The sequence below is a fragment of the Bradyrhizobium sp. AC87j1 genome, from assembly GCF_002936975.1.
In the GTDB taxonomy this organism is placed as follows: domain Bacteria; phylum Pseudomonadota; class Alphaproteobacteria; order Rhizobiales; family Xanthobacteraceae; genus Bradyrhizobium; species Bradyrhizobium shewense.
This window is the reverse complement of sequence record NZ_PTFE01000026.1, coordinates 45368-62471: the sequence shown is the minus strand read 5'-3', so window position 1 is coordinate 62471 and position 17104 is coordinate 45368. Positions and strand designations below refer to the sequence as shown.

The 17104-nt window shown below is 64.8% G+C and carries 16 protein-coding genes; 7 read left to right on the top strand and 9 right to left on the bottom strand.

What is annotated here, in order from left to right; genetic code table 11:
• Nucleotides 1-227 precede the first annotated feature (227 nt).
• Nucleotides 228-914: a L,D-transpeptidase gene (locus CV770_RS16070; RefSeq protein ID WP_018321707.1), complete on the top strand. Its 687-nt coding sequence runs from the start codon at nucleotides 228-230 to the stop codon at nucleotides 912-914.
• 36 nt (nucleotides 915-950) lie between these two features.
• On the opposite strand, the gene CV770_RS16065 is transcribed toward CV770_RS16070, so the two are convergent.
• Complete coding sequence (locus CV770_RS16065) at nucleotides 951-2084, bottom strand: extensin family protein (protein WP_104462987.1); 1134 nt, start codon at nucleotides 2082-2084, stop codon at nucleotides 951-953.
• A gap of 65 nt (nucleotides 2085-2149) precedes the next feature.
• Between CV770_RS16065 and CV770_RS16060 the strand changes: the two genes are divergently transcribed.
• The gene (locus CV770_RS16060) at nucleotides 2150-3778 is read left to right on the top strand and encodes a fatty-acid--CoA ligase (RefSeq protein WP_091964754.1); all 1629 of its coding nucleotides are present in this window, start codon (nucleotides 2150-2152) and stop codon (nucleotides 3776-3778) included.
• 207 nt (nucleotides 3779-3985) lie between these two features.
• Nucleotides 3986-4840 (top strand): DUF1499 domain-containing protein, encoded by an 855-nt coding sequence (locus tag CV770_RS16055; RefSeq protein WP_091964755.1) that lies wholly within the window; start codon nucleotides 3986-3988, stop codon nucleotides 4838-4840.
• Between the two features lie 127 nt (nucleotides 4841-4967).
• On the opposite strand, the gene CV770_RS16050 is transcribed toward CV770_RS16055, so the two are convergent.
• The 4 genes from CV770_RS16050 to CV770_RS16035 all read right to left on the bottom strand — a co-directional run bounded on the left by CV770_RS16050 (nucleotide 4968) and on the right by CV770_RS16035 (nucleotide 10343).
• A complete protein-coding gene (locus tag CV770_RS16050; RefSeq protein ID WP_104463014.1) occupies nucleotides 4968-5885 on the bottom strand; it encodes an MBL fold metallo-hydrolase in 918 nt (305 codons plus the stop codon).
• 132 nt (nucleotides 5886-6017) lie between these two features.
• Nucleotides 6018-7232 carry an acyl-CoA dehydrogenase gene (locus CV770_RS16045; protein ID WP_104462986.1) on the bottom strand — a complete coding sequence of 405 codons (1215 nt, stop codon included), beginning with the start codon at nucleotides 7230-7232 and terminating at the stop codon, nucleotides 6018-6020.
• Nucleotides 7233-7361: 129 nt separating this feature from the next.
• Nucleotides 7362-8438, bottom strand: coding sequence for a 3,4-dihydroxy-2-butanone-4-phosphate synthase (gene ribB / locus CV770_RS16040; RefSeq protein ID WP_091964758.1), 1077 nt, complete (start codon nucleotides 8436-8438; stop codon nucleotides 7362-7364).
• Between the two features lie 174 nt (nucleotides 8439-8612).
• Complete coding sequence (locus tag CV770_RS16035) at nucleotides 8613-10343, bottom strand: cation:proton antiporter domain-containing protein (RefSeq protein ID WP_091964759.1); 1731 nt, start codon at nucleotides 10341-10343, stop codon at nucleotides 8613-8615.
• Between the two features lie 67 nt (nucleotides 10344-10410).
• On the opposite strand from CV770_RS16035, the gene CV770_RS16030 reads away from it, so the two are divergent.
• The gene (locus CV770_RS16030) at nucleotides 10411-10938 is read left to right on the top strand and encodes a DUF3124 domain-containing protein (RefSeq protein ID WP_201759876.1); all 528 of its coding nucleotides are present in this window, start codon (nucleotides 10411-10413) and stop codon (nucleotides 10936-10938) included.
• Between the two features lie 55 nt (nucleotides 10939-10993).
• Nucleotides 10994-12226 (top strand): aminotransferase-like domain-containing protein, encoded by a 1233-nt coding sequence (locus tag CV770_RS16025; protein ID WP_104462984.1) that lies wholly within the window; start codon nucleotides 10994-10996, stop codon nucleotides 12224-12226.
• Nucleotides 12227-12310: 84 nt separating this feature from the next.
• Here CV770_RS16025 and CV770_RS16020 read toward each other — a convergent pair whose 3' ends face one another.
• Entirely contained in the window at nucleotides 12311-12583 is a 273-nt protein-coding gene (locus CV770_RS16020; protein WP_026202606.1) for a helix-turn-helix domain-containing protein, read from the bottom strand.
• A gap of 159 nt (nucleotides 12584-12742) precedes the next feature.
• Here CV770_RS16020 and CV770_RS16015 point away from each other — a divergent pair, with 159 nt between their 5' ends.
• Together CV770_RS16015 and CV770_RS16010 are read left to right on the top strand one after the other, a co-directional pair.
• Nucleotides 12743-13195, top strand: a complete 453-nt coding sequence (locus CV770_RS16015) for a hypothetical protein (RefSeq protein ID WP_104463013.1) — start codon at nucleotides 12743-12745, stop codon at nucleotides 13193-13195.
• Nucleotides 13196-13290: 95 nt separating this feature from the next.
• A complete protein-coding gene (locus CV770_RS16010) occupies nucleotides 13291-13527 on the top strand; it encodes a hypothetical protein (RefSeq protein WP_104463012.1) in 237 nt (78 codons plus the stop codon).
• A gap of 174 nt (nucleotides 13528-13701) precedes the next feature.
• Here CV770_RS16010 and CV770_RS16005 read toward each other — a convergent pair whose 3' ends face one another.
• The 3 genes from CV770_RS16005 to CV770_RS15995 all read right to left on the bottom strand — a co-directional run bounded on the left by CV770_RS16005 (nucleotide 13702) and on the right by CV770_RS15995 (nucleotide 17030).
• The gene (locus CV770_RS16005; protein WP_104463011.1) at nucleotides 13702-14520 is read right to left on the bottom strand and encodes an aldo/keto reductase; all 819 of its coding nucleotides are present in this window, start codon (nucleotides 14518-14520) and stop codon (nucleotides 13702-13704) included.
• A 198-nt stretch (nucleotides 14521-14718) separates the two neighbouring features.
• Nucleotides 14719-16293, bottom strand: coding sequence for an alkaline phosphatase D family protein (locus CV770_RS16000; protein WP_104462983.1), 1575 nt, complete (start codon nucleotides 16291-16293; stop codon nucleotides 14719-14721).
• A gap of 317 nt (nucleotides 16294-16610) precedes the next feature.
• Entirely contained in the window at nucleotides 16611-17030 is a 420-nt protein-coding gene (locus tag CV770_RS15995; protein WP_104462982.1) for a hypothetical protein, read from the bottom strand.
• Between the last annotated feature and the right edge of the window lie 74 nt (nucleotides 17031-17104).

Below are 17104 nucleotides of genomic sequence, written 5' to 3'. Positions count from 1 at the left end.
CTCAACTGTGGCACGGAATCGACAGTCCGGCCCCCTTTGCCCAAAAATCTTCACGGGGCCGCAAAATTTGCGGCAGAAAAGCCACAGCTTGGGTCTCGCAGCGCGGGATAAGGCCTTCAGTGCTGGAATTGTGGCAGATATCAACGATAATGGGATTAACGGAGTCGAGGAACTTGGGCGGTAAGCTCAGGCCTTCCGCACGGTATTGTTTTGATTGGAACCAAATCATGTCGTCGCTGAAAGTTAAGTTAGGAATTCTGGCCGCCGGCCTGATGCTGTCGGGCTGCATGCAGGCCACGCATTTCGAGGCGACCGACACCAAAGCCTTCAAGCCGAAGGACAAGGAACTGCTCGCCAAGGTTCGGTACGAGAACACCCCGGTTGCGGAGCCGTTCCGCCGCGCCATCGTCCAATACCACCGCAAGGAATCGCCGGGCTCGATCGTGGTCGATTCCGACAATCACTACCTCTATTACGTGCTGGATGGCGGCAAGGCGATCCGTTACGGCATCACCGTTGGCGAAGAGGCCATGGCTTGGTCGGGCATCGCCAAGGTGGGCAGCAAGACCGAGTGGCCGGCCTGGCACCCCACCCCCGGCGAGATTTCGCGCCTGGGCGTGCCGACCTATGTCGCACCCGGCCCGGACAATCCGATGGGCTCTCGCGCGATTTACCTCTATTCCGGCGGGAAAGACACGTTGTTCCGCATCCACGGCACCAACCAGCCGGAATATATCGGCGCTTCGATCTCCTCGGGCTGCATCCGCCTGACCAACGAGGACGCGATCGATCTCTATGATCGCGTCAAACTCGGCACCCTCGTCGTGGTGCTCGAGCCGAAGCACGGCGATTCGCCCTACAATTCGCGGCTGGCGCTCGGCGGCAGCCAGACCGGCCAGGCGGGCAGCTACTGATCGCCTGCTGATCTCTGAGATCCAAAAGCGCCGGTTTCACCGGCGCTTTTTTGTTGCCGGCTTGCGCGGCTGGGACTTGCTGCCGTCGGCCGCCGGCTTTTTCGCAGGCGCCGCGGACTTCTCCGCCGCCTCGTCGTCAGCTCCTTCCTTTTCTTCAGACTTGGCCCCAGGCTTGGCCTCGGGCTTGACCTCGGGCTTGACCTCGGGCTTGGCCGCGACCTCGCGCGGTGGCGCCTCCTCGGGGCGTTCCGCCGGCAGCAGCGGGGCGACCTGCGGCAGGGGATCCCAGACGTTCCACTGGCAGATCCGGTAGTCGTTGCGCCGCTGCGCCAGGTCGAGATGGATATGGTCCTCATGGTACCAATCCGAACCCGGGCCGAGCACGGTGGAAAACCGCGCGCAAACCGAGTGCAGCACGCGCTCGCGCACGTCGCGCGACATGGTGCGATCGGTGAGGCCGATCGACTGCCCGTTGGCCAGCTTGATGGCCCGGACGTCGAGGGCGTTGGCCTTGCCGTGCTCGGACAGCAGCGCGCCGACGACGCGGTTGCGGCCGCGGCACTCGAACGAATCGAAATTGTCGAGTTCGCCAATGGTCGAGCCGAGGCTGGTGGCCAGCGGCGCCATGTCCTTGCGCAGCCAATCGGCGATCGCCGACGCCATGGTGCAGCGAAGGATCGCCGCCGGCTTGACCGTCACCTTGCGCTTGTCCGGCAGCACGACGGCCTCCAGCCGCACCAGATCCTCGCCGCCACAGGCGCCGGGGCCGCGGATATCCGGAATTGAGGGCGCGATCGCGATCTCCTCGGTCAGCGCGAGACGGCAGGCCGAGACCGGCTTCTGGGCCGGCGGCGCAGCCTCGGCCGGCTTGTCGGCGCCGGACTTGTCCGCCGAAGGCTTGCTGTCCGCCTCCGGCGGGGCCTCGTCCGATGCCTTGGGCGCCTCCTGGGGGCGCGGTCGCGGCAGCGGAATCCGGGCGGAATGAACCGCGGGGCGCGACCGTGGTGCAGCGATACCGAAGATATCCAGCGGGGATGTGTATTTTCGCGCCTCTGCCCTCTCGGCGAGCACGAGCGACAGCCCGAGCGCAGCGGTAACCATTGCCGCGCCAGCGGACATATAGCCGCGACAAGACCATTTGCGGCGAAAGTCCGGCAGGCTAAAACTCATGACAATTCTTTGGCCCAACGCTGAGAGCGACAACGCGCCCAGCGACTTCTCGGAGGAACGTCGGAATGCTTGGTTTGATGCAAGATTGGCCCCTGCTCTGCCACCGGATCATCGAACACGCCGCCAAAATTCATGGCAAGCAGGAGGTGGTTACTCGCTCGGTCGAGGGACCGATCCATCGCACCAATTACGCCGAGATCCACAAGCGCGCGCTCAAGGTCTCGCAGATGCTGGAGCGCGACGGCATCAAGCTCGGCGACCGTGTCGCAACGATTGCCTGGAACACCTGGCGCCATCTCGAGGTGTGGTACGGCATCATGGGGATCGGCGCCATCTGCCATACCGTCAATCCCCGCCTTTTCCCCGAGCAGATCGCCTGGATCATCAACCATGCGCAGGACCGCATCGTGATGACCGACATCACCTTCGTTCCGGTCCTGGAGAAGATCGCCGACAAGCTGACAAGCGTGGAACGCTACGTCGTGCTCACCGACAAGGCGCACATGCCGCAGACGACGCTGAAGAATGTGGTCGCCTACGAGGACTGGATTGCGGAGGCCGACGGCAAATTCAAATGGAAGGACTTTGACGAGAACACGGCAGCCGCGATGTGTTACACGTCGGGCACGACCGGTGACCCGAAGGGTGTGCTGTATTCGCATCGCTCCAACGTGCTGCATGCGCTGATGGCCAACAATGTCGACGCGCTCGGCACCAGTGCGTCCGAGACGATGCTGCCGGTGGTTCCGCTATTCCACGCCAACAGCTGGGGCATCGCCTTCTCCGCGCCCTCGCAGGGCACCAAGCTGGTCATGCCCGGCGCCAAGCTCGACGGCGCCTCGGTCTACGAGCTGCTCTCGACCGAGAAGGTGACGCACACCGCCGGCGTGCCCACGGTGTGGCTGATGCTGCTCCAGCACATGAGTGCCAATAATCTCAAGCTGCCGGAACTGAAGATGGTGATCTGTGGCGGCTCGGCGATGCCGCGCTCAATGATCAAGGCCTTCCTCGACATGGGCTCGAACGTGCGTCACGCCTGGGGCATGACCGAGATGAGCCCGATCGGCAGCGTCGCGGCGCTGAAGCCGCCGTTCCAGAACGCCACCGGCGATGCGCGGCTCGACGTGCTGCAGATGCAGGGCTATGCGCCCTTCGCGGTGGAGATGAAGATCACCGACGATGCCGGCAAGGAACTGCCCTGGGACGGCACGACCTTCGGCCGCCTCAAGGTCTCAGGCCCGGCCGTCGCCAAGGCCTATTTCCGGATCGACACCGACATCCTCGACGAGGACGGCTTCTTCGACACCGGCGACGTCGCGACCATCGACGAGGCCGGCTACATGCGGATCACCGACCGCTCCAAGGACGTGATCAAGTCCGGCGGCGAGTGGATCTCCTCGATCGACCTCGAAAACCTCGCGGTCGGCCATCCGGCCGTGGCGGAAGCCGCCGTGATCGGCGTGTTCCACCCCAAATGGGACGAGCGGCCGCTCCTGATCGTGCAGCTCAAGCAGGGTCAGCAGGCCACCCGCGAGGACATCCTGAAATTCATGGACGGCAAGATCGCCAAATGGTGGATGCCCGACGACGTCGCCTTCGTCGACGGTATTCCGCATACGGCCACCGGCAAGATCTTGAAGACCGCGCTGCGCGACCAGTTCAAGGATTACCGCTTCCCGAACGCGGCGGCGTAGCGCGCTAAGCCACGCACTGTCATTCCGGGATGGTCCGAAGGACCAGACCCGGAATCTCGAGATTCCGGGTTCGATGCTCCGCATCGCCCCGGAATGACGGGCAGTAACAGCCCGGTCTCCCTTGAATTTGCCCCCGCGCCGTGGTCTCAACGGCCCATCGTCGCGCCAGATCGGCCGGCATCGCCAAACCCCGGCAGAGCTCACTCGATGGCCCGCAGGTTTTCCGCTCCCTATCAGTCGGAGCCCGTGTCCAGCCTCGCGAGCTGGGCGCGCAATCTGGCCGTGTTCGCGGTGGTGGCGGTGGTGGTCTCGATCATAATCGTCCGCTTCGATTTCCTGGAGCCGAAGCCGGCGCTTGCGACCTTCTTCGGCGGGCTCGCGATATCAGGCCTGTCGATCCTGTTCGGGCTCGCCGGCTTTGCCGCGATCTGGCAGAACGGCTCGCGCGGCATGGCGCGCATCCTGCTCGCTTTGCTGATCGACGGGGCGATCCTCGCCTATCCCGCCTATCTGGCCTTGCAATATCGCAAGCTGCCGGCGATCTACGACATCACCACCGACCCGATCGATCCGCCGCGTTTCGACGCGCTGGCGCGCCTGCGCACCGGCGAGGGCACCAACACCGCGGTCTATGCCGGCCTCTATTCGGCGGAGCAGCAGCGCCATTTCTACCCTGATATCGAGCCCATCGAGCTCGAGATTTCCGTCGACCGCGCCTATGCGATCGCGCTCCAGCTCGTCAACAAGCGCAAATGGATCGTCATCGACGAGCGAGCACCGCAGCCGCCGCGCCGCATCGGCCGTATCGAGGCGGTGGCGCGCACGCCGATCATGGGTTTTCGCGAGGACATTTCGATAAGGTTCGTGCCGGACGGCGATGATTCCCGCGTCGACATCCGCTCGGCTTCGCGCAATTTCGACAGCGATCTCGGCAGCAATGCCGCGCGCGTCAAGAAATTCATCGACGATCTCAACACCGCCGCCGATGCCGACGCGCTCAAGCCGGTGAAGAAGACCCCGGTGGCGCCACCGAAGGCGCCGGCAAAGACGGTGAAGAAGTGACGCGATAGAGCGTCATCCCGGGGCGCGCATTAGCGCGAACTCTGGTGCGCAATTGCGCACCTGAGGATCTCGCGCCGCAACCTCTGGATACCGGGTTCGCCGCGTTGCGGCGCCCCGGAATGACGAGCTAGGCCATCCGATATGTCCCGCCGATCACGGGATCGCCATCCGTCGCCACCACGCCGCGGGCGACCAGGTCTTCCAGGTGCGCCAGCACGGAATAGCCGGCGGCCGTCGTCAGCCTCGGATCGATGCCGATATAGATCGCGCGGACCATGGTCGGGATGTCGGTCTCGCCCTTGGCGAGGCGATGCAGGATCGAGGCCTCGCGTGCCTTGCGATGACGGATCAGGAAGCGCACGAAGCGCTGGCCGTCGGGGATCTCGGGGCCATGGCCGGAGAAGTAGAGATCCTCCGCGCGTGCGGCGAGCCGATCGAGCGAGTCCATGTAGTCGATCATCGAGCCGTCGGGCGGCGCCACAATCGAGGTGGACCAGCCCATCACGTGATCGCCGACGAAGTTGAACTTTCGCTCCGGCCAGGCGAATGCCAGATGATTGGCGGTGTGCCCCGGCGTCGCCACGGCCTCGAGCCGCCAGCCGTCGCCTTCGACGACGTCGCCATGGGCGATCCGGATGTCGGGTACGAAGTCGCGATCGGAGCCGGATTCCGGATTGTGCTTCTCGCTCTCGAAACGCGGGCGCGAGGCCCGGTGCGGGCCCTCGGCATAAACCGGTGCGCCGGTCGCCTGCTTGATCCGCGCGGTGTTCGGCGAATGGTCGCGATGGGTGTGGGTGACGAAGATATGGCTCACCGTCTCGCCGCGCACGGCATCGAGCAGCGCGGCCGCATGGGCCGCATCGTCCGGACCGGGATCGATGATCGCGACATTGCCCTTGCCGACGATGTAGCTGACCGTGCCGGTGAAGGTGAACGGGCTCGGATTGTTACAGAGCACGCGGCGCACGCCGGGCCGGACTTCCTCGACGACGCCCGGCTTCAGCGGAAAGTTGCGGTTGAACGGGACGTCGTCATTGTCGGACATGGCTTCTTCTTTGTTCTTTGACGTCATTCCGGGGCGCCCAAAGGGCGAACTCTGGTGCGCAATTGCGCACCAGAGAATCTCGAGATTCCGGGTTCGATGCTTCGCATCGCCCCGGAATGACGGAGAATCAAATCAGAAAAACGCCTGAATGCCCGTGATGGCGCGGCCGAGGATCAGCGCATGGACGTCGTGCGTGCCCTCGTAGGTGTTGACCGTCTCGAGGTTATGGACGTGGCGCATCACGTGGTACTCGGCCGAGATGCCGTTGCCGCCGTGCATGTCGCGCGCGACGCGGGCGATGTCGAGGGCCTTGCCGCAATTGTTGCGCTTCATGATCGAGATCATCTCGGGCGCGAACTTGCCCTCGTCCATCAGGCGGCCGACGCGAAGCGAGCCCTGCAGGCCGAGCGCGATCTCGGTCTCCATGTCGGCGAGCTTCTTCTGCACGAGCTGGGTCGCGGCGAGCGGCTTGCCGAACTGCTTGCGGTCGAGCGTGTACTGGCGGGCGCGATGCATGCAGTCCTCGGCGGCGCCGAGCGCACCCCAGGAAATGCCGTAACGAGCGCGGTTGAGGCAGCCGAACGGGCCTTTCAGGCCGGACACGTTGGGCAGCAGCGCATCTTCCGGAACCACGACGCCGTCCATCACGACCTCGCCGGTGATCGAAGCGCGGAGCGACAGCTTGCCGCCGATCTTCGGCGCGGAGAGGCCCTTCATGCCCTTCTCCAGCACGAAGCCGCGGATCTGGTTATCGTGCGCCGCCGACTTGGCCCACACCACGAACACGTCGGCGATCGGCGCGTTCGAGATCCACATCTTGCTGCCGGTGAGGCGATAGCCGTCCGCAACCTTCTCGGCGCGGGTCTTCATGCCGGCCGGATCGGAGCCGGCATCAGGCTCGGTCAGGCCGAAGCAGCCGACCCACTCGCCGCTGGCGAGCTTCGGCAGGTACTTCTTGCGCTGGTTCTCGTCGCCATAGGCGTAGATCGGGTACATCACCAGCGAGGACTGCACCGAGTTCATCGAGCGATAGCCGGAATCGACCCGCTCGATCTCGCGCGCGACCAGGCCATAGGCGACATAGCTCGCATTGGCGCAGCCATATTCCTCCGGCAGCGTGATGCCGATCAGGCCGAGCTCACCCATCTCGTTGAAGATCTCGCGATCGGTCGTCTCTTCGAGATAGGCCTTGGTGACGCGCGGCAGCAGCTTGTCCTGGGCATAGGCGCGGGCGGTGTCGCGCACCATGCGCTCGTCTTCGGTGAGTTGCTCGTCGAGCAGGAACGGATCGTCCCACTGGAAAGAAGCCGCAGCCGGCTTGTCCTTGGCCTGAGGGCGCACGCTCATGAAACGTCCTTTCGTCTGGTTCCGTCAAAATTTGCCCGACAAACTAAAGCGCCGCGGCAACAAGTGCAATTGCATCCTGGTTTCGGTCATTCCGGGGCGCGCAACGGCGCGAACCCAGCAACGGCCTCGTCAGCTTTCGAGCTGCTCGTTGGCGACGATCTCGATGCCGAAGCCCGACAGGCCCTTGTAGTCGTGCACCGACGAGGTGAGATGCCGGATCGAGGTGACGCCGAGATCGCGCAGGATCTGCGCGCCGACGCCGACTTCGCGCCACTGGCGGTTGCGGTCTGCCTCCGTCGCGCTCTCGTCGGGCAGCGGGGCCACGGGGACACCGGCAGCGCCGTCGCGCAGATAAACCAGAACGCCACGGCCGGATTTCTTGAAGTGCTCGAGCACCGTCGCCATGCGCTTGTGGCCCGTGAAAGTGTCCTTGACGATGTTCGGCTTGTGAAAGCGCGTCAGCACGTTCTTGCCGTCACCGACGCCGTTGTAGACGAAAGCGACGTGGGCGATGGAATCGAACGGCGAACGATAGGCATAGCCCTGCAAGGGGCCGATCGGGCTTTCGGTGACGAAGGTCGAGACCCGCTCGATCAGCTTCTCGCGCGCCTGACGGTAGGCGATCATGTCCGCGATGGTGACATGCTTGAGCTTGTGCTGGGCGGCGAAGCGGGCGACCTGCTCGCCCTTCATCACGCTGCCGTCGTCGTTCATCAATTCGCTGATGACGCCGACCGGCGGCAGGCCGGAGAGCTTGCAGAGATCGACGGCGGCCTCGGTATGGCCCGAGCGCAGCAGCACGCCGCCATCCTTGGCGATCAGCGGGAAGATGTGGCCGGGCCGGGCGAAATCATTGGCGCCGACATTGGGATTGGACAGCGCGCGGCAGCAGGAGGCGCGCTCCTCGGCGGAGATGCCGGTGCCGCCATCGGGCTTGTAGTCGATCGACACCGTGAAGGCGGTGGTGTGCGCGGAATCGTTGTGGGCCACCATCGGATCGAGCCGCAGGCGGCGCGCGTCCTCGGTGGTCACAGGCGCGCAGACGATGCCTGACGTATGGCGGATGATGAACGCCATCTTCTCGGCGGTGCAGAGCGAGGCGGCGACGATCAGATCGCCCTCGCCCTCACGGTCCTCGTCGTCGGTGACGACCACGAGCTCACCCCGGGCAAAGGCCTGCAAGACTTCCTGGACGCTATCGGGCATGTCCCAATCTCTATCGGTTATGCCGGGAGGCTTAGCCGGACTTGGGCCGGGGCGCTAGTGTCCTGGACGCAACCGCATATGCCTGACGGCAGGTCTGCCAAGGTGGACAGGCTTGCACCGAAGATACCAGGGATATAGGCGCGGATTGCCGGGGTGGAAGGCGGCCGGTCCCCGTCAGGGTAGCACTTCGCGGCGCTCGCCGAGCCGCTGGTCGAGCTCGGCGCGCTTGTCGGTCAGCAGGCCGGCCTGCGCGGCCTCAATGACCGTGAACAGCTCATGAGCGTCGCTGAGCCGGGTTACGGTGACGTAGCTGGCGCCGGCCGCATAGAGCTCCTCCACGTCCGACAGGAGATCGGCCGTGGCCACGATCAGGGCGGTCGGATTGAGCGCGCGGACGTGGCGGACCAGCTTCTCGTTGCTGGCGCCCTTCAGCAGCGAATCCGGCACGCTGAGGATGATCATCTCGGACTTGCCGACGCCGGCATGGAGCAGCGTATCCGCGCTGCTGATGTCGCCATAGATCACGTGCAGGCCGCGCGACAGCAACGTCTGGTACACATTGGGGTTGAAATCGACCACGGTGATCTGCTCGAGCAGCACCGGCGTCTGCCGTTCGATCTCGGCCAGCAGCGCGCTCGCCGCACGGAAAAAGCCGAGGATGACGATACGGCGGGCCTCGCCATGGCCGCCCTCATGCCCCTCCTCGGCATGGCCGTTGCCGTGGTCGAGGTCGCGCAGGCCGATCCGCTTCAGGGGGCCGATCGCCCAGCGGGTGATCTCGTCGCTGCGGCTCATCGCGAAGGTCGAGAGCACCGCGAGCACCACGAAGGCGAAGGAGGCGGCATTCGCCGTCTGCGCTGAGATATGGTGATCGGCGACGCCGGTCTGGATCACCACCAGCGAGAACTCGGAGATCTGCGCGAGGTTCAGCGCCGGCAACAGGCTGGCGCGCAGGCCCTGCTTCATCAGATAGAGCGGCGTGAAGGTGGTGACGAGGCGGCTCACGACCGTGAAAGCCGCGATCATCAGCGCCAGCCCGATCACGGAGAGGCCGGGGACTGGAATGGTCATGCCGAGCGCGACGAAGAACAGGGTGATGAAGAAGTCGCGCAGCGTGGTGACCTTGGCGGTGACGTCGAGCGCGTAGGGAAAGGTCGAGAGCGAGACGCCGGCGATCAGGGCGCCCATCTCGCGCGACAGCGACAGCCGCTCGGCGGTCTCGGCGACGAGAAAGCACCAGGCCAGCGCGCCGAGCAGGATCAGCTCGGGCCGCCGGGCGATCTGGTGGAACAGCCGCGGCAGCACGTAGCGGCTGATCAGCAGAGCTGCGGCGACCAGCACCGCGACACGGCCGATCGAGAGCAGGATGACGCTGGCCTGCAGATTGGCAAGGCTCGGCTGCACCGCCAGGAACAGGATGGCGAAGATGTCCTGCAGCACCAGCACGCCGAGCGTGATACGCCCTGGCAGCGTGTCGAGCTCGCGTTTCTCGTAGAGCACCTTGACGATGATGACGGTGCTCGACAGCGCGCAGGCGACGCAGAGATAGACCGCATCGAAGTGCCCGCCGCCGAGCGACAGGCCGATGCCGACGAAGAACAGGACCCCGAGCAGGCAGCCGCCGAGCAGCTGGCCGCCCGCCGCGAACAGGATCACCTTTCCCGCCCGCACGATCTTCTTCAGGTCGATCTCCAGGCCGATCATGAACAGCATGAAGATCAGGCCGAGCTCGGAGATGACGCCGATCGATTCCTGCGAATGGACCCAGCCGGCGCCGAATGGACCTATGCAAAAGCCGGCGATAAGATAGGCCAGAATGAGCGGCTGCCGGGAGAAATGGGCGAGCAGGCCCAGCATCCAGGCAAACAGAATACAGAGAGTGATGTCGCGAATGAGCTCGTGCATGCCAAATTGGTCCGTTTTGCCGCACCCTAGAGACGGGTTGCGGCGCGGCAAGCGAGCAATTCGTCACATGCGAAAAGGGCTGTTCGCAGCAATGCTGTTATGCCCCCTCGCCTTTGCCGTGCCCGCCGCCGCACAATCCAAGGTCAATATTGAACAGAACTTCGCCGATTCCCTCATCGCGCTGCCGAAGGAGGAACTCGCAATCTCCGGTGGATTCTACGTGCCTGCCTATTCCAGCGTCGCAATGAGCCAGGGCAAGCTGCGCGTCGACTTCTCGGTGACCTTGAGTGTTCACAACGCCTCCGAGACGCAAGCACTGGTGATCAAACGCATCGCCTATTTCGACACCGCAGGCAAGCAGGTCGAGAGCTATCTGAAGACGCCGGTGGCCGTGAGGCCACTTGCCACCGTCTCGATCTTCATTCCGACCGATGACGTCCGCGGCGGGACCGGGGCCAATTTCCTGGTCGACTGGGCCGCGACAGGCGAGATCGCCGAGCCCGTGGTCGAGGCCCTGATGGTTGGCGGCGTCGCCAATGCGCATTACGCTTTCATCAGCCAGGGCCGTCCGACTAGGACGGCTGGCAAGAAGTAAGGCTGGCCGGCGCAACGCCGGCGGGCTCAACAAGAACAAAACGAGGAACGCCCCCATGACGTCCAGCTTCGATTTCGCACCCCTGTTTCCGGCAGGGCTGCCGGCCCCTTCCGCGCGCTGGACGGGCCTTGCCAAGTACAGTTTCGTGGGCGGCAACAACGATTCGGAGCAACTGCCGCTCGAGGGCCTGATCGAGGCGACCACCTCAGCGTTACAGCGCGAAGGCCGGTCGCTCGCGACCTACGGGCTGGCGCATGGCCCGCAGGGCTACCTGCCCTTGCGCGAATTCCTGGTGACGAAGCTCAAGCGCGATGCCGGCATCACCTGCACCGTCGACGATCTCCTGATCGTGTCCGGCTCGCTCCAGGCGCTCGACCTCGTCAACGCGACGCTGCTGACCCGCGGCGACACCGTGATCTTCGAGCAGGACAGCTATCAGGGCTCGCTGACCCGCCTGGCACGGCTCGGCGTCATTGTAGCAGGCGTCCCCCTCGACAAGGACGGCATGCGCATGGACGCGCTGGCCTCGACGCTGGCTGACCTGAAGAGTCGCGGGATCCGGCCGAAATACATCTACACCATTCCGACGGTGCAGAACCCGACCGGCAGCATCATGCCCGAGAGCCGCCGCACCGAGCTGGTACGGCTCGCGACCGAGTATGGCGTGCCTGTCTTCGAGGACGATTGCTATGCCGACCTCGTCTGGTCAGGACAGCGGCCGCCGGCGATTCATGCGATGAGCGAGAGCGGCGGCGTGATCCATATCGGCTCGTTCTCCAAATCGATCGCGCCGGCGCTACGCGTCGGCTTCATCGTGGCGCCCTGGGAGGTGATGTCGCGGATGCTGGCGCTGAAGACGGATGCGGGCTCCGGGGCGCTGGAGCAGATGGTGCTCGCCGCTTATTGCAAGCCGCATTTCGCAAGCCACGTGCCGGCCCTGACCAAGGCGCTGCGCACCAAGCTCGACACGCTGATGGAGGCACTGAACGAGCAGTTCGGGACGGCCGCCGAGTTCGAGGAGCCCAAGGGCGGCATCTTCCTCTGGGTGAAGCTGCCCGAACAGGTCGATACGCTGAAACTCTATCAGGCCGCACTCGCCGCCGGCGTCTCGATCAATCCGGGGCCGGAATGGTCGACCGACAAGAGCCATTCCCGCTCGCGGCTCAGGCTGTGCTTTGCAAGCCCGACGCATCAGCAGATCCGCGAAGGCGTCGCCGTGCTGGCCGAGGTGTGCCGCAAGGAATTCGGCGTCCCGGCCCGGAGTGCCAATGTGGAGAAGCGGGCCTAGCCTTATTGTTTGGGCATGGTCCTGCCGGAAAACCGCTACGCCGTTTGCGCTGACGCGGCCCTTCGGGTCGGGATCATGCTCGGATCAGGCCGCCTGTGGCTGGCTGCCGTGGATCGCGGAGGCCAGCCGCAGCAAGAGGACGATCGAGACGTTGCCCTTGCCGGCCTCGATCTGTGCGATATAGCGCTCGGAAATCCCGGAACGGCGAGCCAGCTCGCGGCGCGACAGGTCGCAGCGCATGCGCGAGGACCGCAAGCGATCGCCCAGCTCGGTCAGAAACGCGGTCTCGGAATAAGGCGGCACGGCGCAGCTCCCCGGCAGCACTTCGCCCGCAAAATCCATGACTTGATTCAGCATTGGTCTATCCAGGTTCGCCTTCGGGAAACGCCATCCTACCCCGGAAACGACCGGCCTCATTGACGCGGATCAAATTCGCGAGCGATCGGCGGCGGCCATGGACGGAAGCGGGCGGAATGCTACACTTTGGAATTCTTCGAGGCGGGGTTTCTTCAGGACATGACGCGTTGTTTGAGCCGCTGGATCGCGGCTGCGATGCTGTGGGCGGCGATCACCTCCACGGCAGGTGCCGAGACGTTGACCGCGACGGTCGAGCAATGGGGCCTGCTCGGCTCGTGGGCGGTCGATTGCGCCGTCCGGCCCGACCGCGACAAGGGCGCGCTCCTGACTTACGAAATCCGGAAGGACGGCCGGGTGATGTACCGGCGCAATTTCGGCGAGGCCAAGGACGAGAACGAGGTCGTGTCGGCCAGGGTCGGCGCCGAGGGCCTGCTCAATGTGATGGTGTACTTCCCCTCGCTGCACCAGACCCGTGAGTTCGGGCTGCTGCTGGCGAAGGACGGCAGCCTGCGCGCGATCTACAATCGCAGCGAGCGCGGCGAGTACACGATCAGGGACGGCAAATACGTCGCCACCGGCGCGCCGACGCCGGCGCAGCAACGCTGCGATTAGTCACCTGAACAGCTGTTCAGAATTCTCCCGCGTTTCCTCCGGAACGTTCGCGCGAATGCGCGGTTTAAATGTGCATTCGATTGGAGGAGGACATCATGAAGAAGCTTGGTTATGTGGTTGCGGCTCTGGGTGCGCTTGTGATCGCGGCGCCGACGCTGGCGAACGCGGAGACGGTGGTGATCAAACGCGACGGCTATCACCATCACCATCACGGCCCCTACGGCGCCCGCGCCGAATTCCGCGGCCATCGCGACTACGGCTGGCATCGCGGCCACCATCGCGACAAGGTCGTGGTGATCAAGCGCAGCCATCGTCACCATCACTGGGACTAACCGAGACGCATATGGAAATGGCCCCTCACGGGGCCATTTTGCGTGTCGTCAGTCTTGTAGGGTGGGCAAAGCGAAGCGTGCCCACCGCTTCCATAGTGATTGAGAGGTGGTGGGCACGGCCCAAGTGCGCCTTTGCCCACCCTACGATTCCTGCCATTCGCGTTTGAAACGAAGCTAATCCCACGCCGGCGCGAAGCCCGGATTGACACAGCGGCGGTCCTTCGGCAGCGCCGCGATCTTGTTGCGGTCGGCATCGTCGAGCGTGATCTTCAGCGCATCGAGATTGGCCTGCTGGCTCTCCCGGCGCGAGGCCTTCGGAATCGCGGCGATGCCGTCCTGGTCGAGCAGCCATTTCAGTGCCACCTGCGCAGCGGTTGCGTTGTGCCTGGCGCCAATCTCGGCCAGCACCGGGTCCGAGGCAATGCGCCCTTGCGCGAGCGGACAATAGGCCACCAGCGGGATCGACTTCGCGGCGAGATAGGCCAGCACCTTCGATTGATCGAGCATCGCGTGATATTCGATCTGGTTGCAGGCGATCGGAGCCCTGATGTCCTCGACCACGGTCTTGAGCAGCGCCGTGGTGAAGTTGGCAACGCCAATCGCCCGCGTGCGCCCCTCCTGCTTCAGCTTCATCAGTGTCTCGAACACCGCGCCCCAGTTCGCAGCCTTCGACGGCCAGTGCACGAGATAGAGATCGACATGATCGAGCCTGAGCTTGTTCAGGCTGGCATCGAAGGCACGCCGGATCGCGTCGGGGCTGAGGTTCTCATGCCAGACCTTGGTCGTGACGTGCAGCTCGCCGCGCGGCAGGCGAGCCGCGGCAAGGGCAGCGCCGATAGATTCTTCGTTGGCGTACATCTCGGCGGTGTCGATGTGGCGATAGCCGATCGACAGCGCGCTCTCGACCGCGGCACGGCACGCATCGCCCTGCATGCGAAAGGTGCCGAGGCCGAGCTTGGGCATGCTGATGCCCTGGGTCTTCAGATTGTCCATGAACAGGCTCCTGACGTCGTTCAACCCGCTGGATGCACGCGGCGTTGCCGCGTGAGCAGACTCTTTGGTGATGGAAAAGAGGTGGCGGGAGCGAGCAGCATAGCCCGGCACGAGCAGCGCGGCCAATCAAGATCGGGTTAGAGGCGCGCCAGGCCTATCCTTCGTCATGGCGGGGCCCGCGCACAGAGTATCCGCCCCTCACGAATGCTGCGCCACCACGGCCGGGCGGATCTGCTGTTGCGGCACGATATCGACCGACCAGAGGTCGCAATTGTCGACGTCCTTCAAGGTCACAGTCATCACGCCGCTGGCGCCGTCGATGTCGACGCGGCCGAAGAACTGCAGGCCGAAGCAGGGCGCGAGGTTCTCGCCCTGCGCCGCGCTACAGCCATTCTGGTACATCGCGACCGGACCAAAGGTGTTGTCGAGTTCGCCCGGGCCCCAGGTGCCGGCGTGCAGCGGGCCGGAGACGAACTCCCAGAACGGCTCGAAGTCTTGAAACTGCGCCTTGCCGGGATCGTAATGGTGCGCGGCGGTGTAATGCATATCGGCGGTGAGCCAGACGATATTGCGCACGCCAGCGCGCTTGATGGAGGCCAGAAGGTCGGCGATTTCGTGCTCGCGCCGGTCGGGCGGCCCATCGCCGAGCGCGACGGCGTCCAGGCTGACCAGGCCGATCGGCAGGTCGGCCGCAATCACCTTCCAGGTCGCGCGCGAGGCCGCGAGCTCGCGCTTCAGCCAGGCGAGTTGCTCGGCACCCAAAATCCAGCCGCGGTGATCGCCGCCCTTGTTCCAGCTGTCGTCGCGATAGCTGCGCATGTCGATCATGAAGACGTCCAGCAGCGGGCCGTAGGCGATCTTGCGATAGACCCGGCCTTGCGGCGCGCCGATATCGCGGATCGGCATGAAGTCGAAGAAGGCGCGGCGGGCGCGCGCGACCAGGCGCGGGGTGCCGTCGTCCTCATGACCGGCCTCGTCATGGCTGCCGGCCGGCGACCAGTCGTTGGTGACCTCGTGGTCGTCCCATTGCGCGAACATCGGCACCTCGGCGTGGAAGGCGCGAAAATTCTCGTCGAGATGGTTGTATTTGTAATTGCCGCGAAACTGCGCCAGCGTGTGCGCGACCTCGGATTTTTCCTCGGTCACGAGGTTGCGCCAAATCTCGCCGTTCGGCAGCTTCTGCTCGGAAGGAACCGTGCAGTCGGCGTAGATGTGATCGCCGGAGTGGATGAAGAAATCCGGACGGTTGTCGAGCATGGTGCGATAGCTGCTATAGCCGCCGCGCGAAATGTCGATGCCCCAGCCCTGCCCCGCGACATCCCCGGACCACAGGAACGAGATCGACCGGCCCGCGGCCGGCGCAGTGCGAAAATGGCCGACGCGGCTTTCGCCGGCAATGCCGGTCGCGATGTCGTCGAAGCTCACGCGGTAGAAGATATCCTGGCCGGGCGGCAGATCGTTCAGCAGCAGCTTTGCGGTGAAATCCGCATCAAGCACAGCGTCGCGCGAAGCTGACGCGATGATGGTCTTGAAGCTCTCGACGGACGAGCATTCCACCTGCATCCGCGCGGGCCGGTCGGCGTGCGCCCAGATCACGGCGGAGTCGCCAGAGACGTCGCCGGACTGGATACCGCCCGCGATCTGCGGCCGATCGGCGGCGCGGCTGAGGCGTGGCGTTGCGAGCGTGCCGAGCGAGGCGACGGCGAGGCTGGAGGTCGAGCGGACCAGGAATTGCCGCCGGGTCCATGCGCGCGAAGCGCGGAGCGTTGCCATTCAGGAAACCTTCGTCGAATCGCGACGGAAGGTGCCTGCGCTCCTTGACTCCTACCCTTACGGTTTCTTGACCCCGCGCCTACGGTTTTGCGACGTGCCGATGACGGGCACGGCCGCAGCCGAGGCGACAGTCTGCTCCCTCGCCCCGTTCTTACGGGGCCGCGACAAACTTCGCTTGCGTTGAGAGGGCTGGGGTGAGGGGCTGTCTCCGCGAAGATGGTGAGAGCTGGACTCGCGGAGAGTCCCCCTCACCCGGAATCTGCGCTCCGCGCAAATTCCGGCCTCTCCCCGCATGCGGGGAGAGGCGAAACAAGCGTCTAGCGCTGCCAGTTGCAGATGCCGCCGGAACGGCACGGCCAGGTCTGGATGCGGGTATCTCTCGCCTGTGCATCCAGCGGATTGCCGCGGCGGTGCGCGAGCTTGGCGCGGGCTGCACCGCGCGGCTGCACGGGCTTGGCGTGCGCGACCTTCGGCTGGGCCACGTGCACGCGCTCGGCCGCGACCTTCTTCGGCACGTCGACCGGCTCGGCGCGCGCGTGCGCGTCATTGCCGCCGCGCGCTTCGAGGGCGACCGGCGCGAATTGCGTTTCGGGCCCGAGTCGTTTCGGCGACAGAACGGCCTTCGAAAGGTCGAGGCCGAGATATTCGTCTGGCTTGTAGTCGTCAGCGCGCGCGAAGCCGCCCCATGCGATCACGAGGGCAACAGCAACTGCAAAAGGAACACTTTTCAGGACCACGGACGCCTCCTGAAATTGATTCTGAAAGAGGTAATTTACCTCTATTTAGGAGGCGTCGCGCGCAATTCCAGCGG

Excerpts from the sequence above, each read along its gene's own strand:
- CV770_RS16070 (WP_018321707.1), top strand. The coding sequence starts at position 228 with ATGTCGTCGCTGAAAGTTAAGTTAGGAATTCTGGCCGCCGGCCTGATG.
- CV770_RS16065 (WP_104462987.1), bottom strand. The coding sequence starts at position 2,084 with ATGAGTTTTAGCCTGCCGGACTTTCGCCGCAAATGGTCTTGTCGCGGC.
- CV770_RS16060 (WP_091964754.1), top strand. The coding sequence starts at position 2,150 with ATGCTTGGTTTGATGCAAGATTGGCCCCTGCTCTGCCACCGGATCATC.
- CV770_RS16055 (WP_091964755.1), top strand. The coding sequence starts at position 3,986 with ATGGCCCGCAGGTTTTCCGCTCCCTATCAGTCGGAGCCCGTGTCCAGC.
- CV770_RS16050 (WP_104463014.1), bottom strand. The coding sequence starts at position 5,885 with ATGTCCGACAATGACGACGTCCCGTTCAACCGCAACTTTCCGCTGAAG.
- CV770_RS16045 (WP_104462986.1), bottom strand. The coding sequence starts at position 7,232 with ATGAGCGTGCGCCCTCAGGCCAAGGACAAGCCGGCTGCGGCTTCTTTC.
- ribB (WP_091964758.1), bottom strand. The coding sequence starts at position 8,438 with ATGCCCGATAGCGTCCAGGAAGTCTTGCAGGCCTTTGCCCGGGGTGAG.
- CV770_RS16035 (WP_091964759.1), bottom strand. The coding sequence starts at position 10,343 with ATGCACGAGCTCATTCGCGACATCACTCTCTGTATTCTGTTTGCCTGG.
- CV770_RS16030 (WP_201759876.1), top strand. The coding sequence starts at position 10,411 with ATGCGAAAAGGGCTGTTCGCAGCAATGCTGTTATGCCCCCTCGCCTTT.
- CV770_RS16025 (WP_104462984.1), top strand. The coding sequence starts at position 10,994 with ATGACGTCCAGCTTCGATTTCGCACCCCTGTTTCCGGCAGGGCTGCCG.
- CV770_RS16020 (WP_026202606.1), bottom strand. The coding sequence starts at position 12,583 with ATGCTGAATCAAGTCATGGATTTTGCGGGCGAAGTGCTGCCGGGGAGC.
- CV770_RS16015 (WP_104463013.1), top strand. The coding sequence starts at position 12,743 with ATGACGCGTTGTTTGAGCCGCTGGATCGCGGCTGCGATGCTGTGGGCG.
- CV770_RS16010 (WP_104463012.1), top strand. The coding sequence starts at position 13,291 with ATGAAGAAGCTTGGTTATGTGGTTGCGGCTCTGGGTGCGCTTGTGATC.
- CV770_RS16005 (WP_104463011.1), bottom strand. The coding sequence starts at position 14,520 with ATGGACAATCTGAAGACCCAGGGCATCAGCATGCCCAAGCTCGGCCTC.
- CV770_RS16000 (WP_104462983.1), bottom strand. The coding sequence starts at position 16,293 with ATGGCAACGCTCCGCGCTTCGCGCGCATGGACCCGGCGGCAATTCCTG.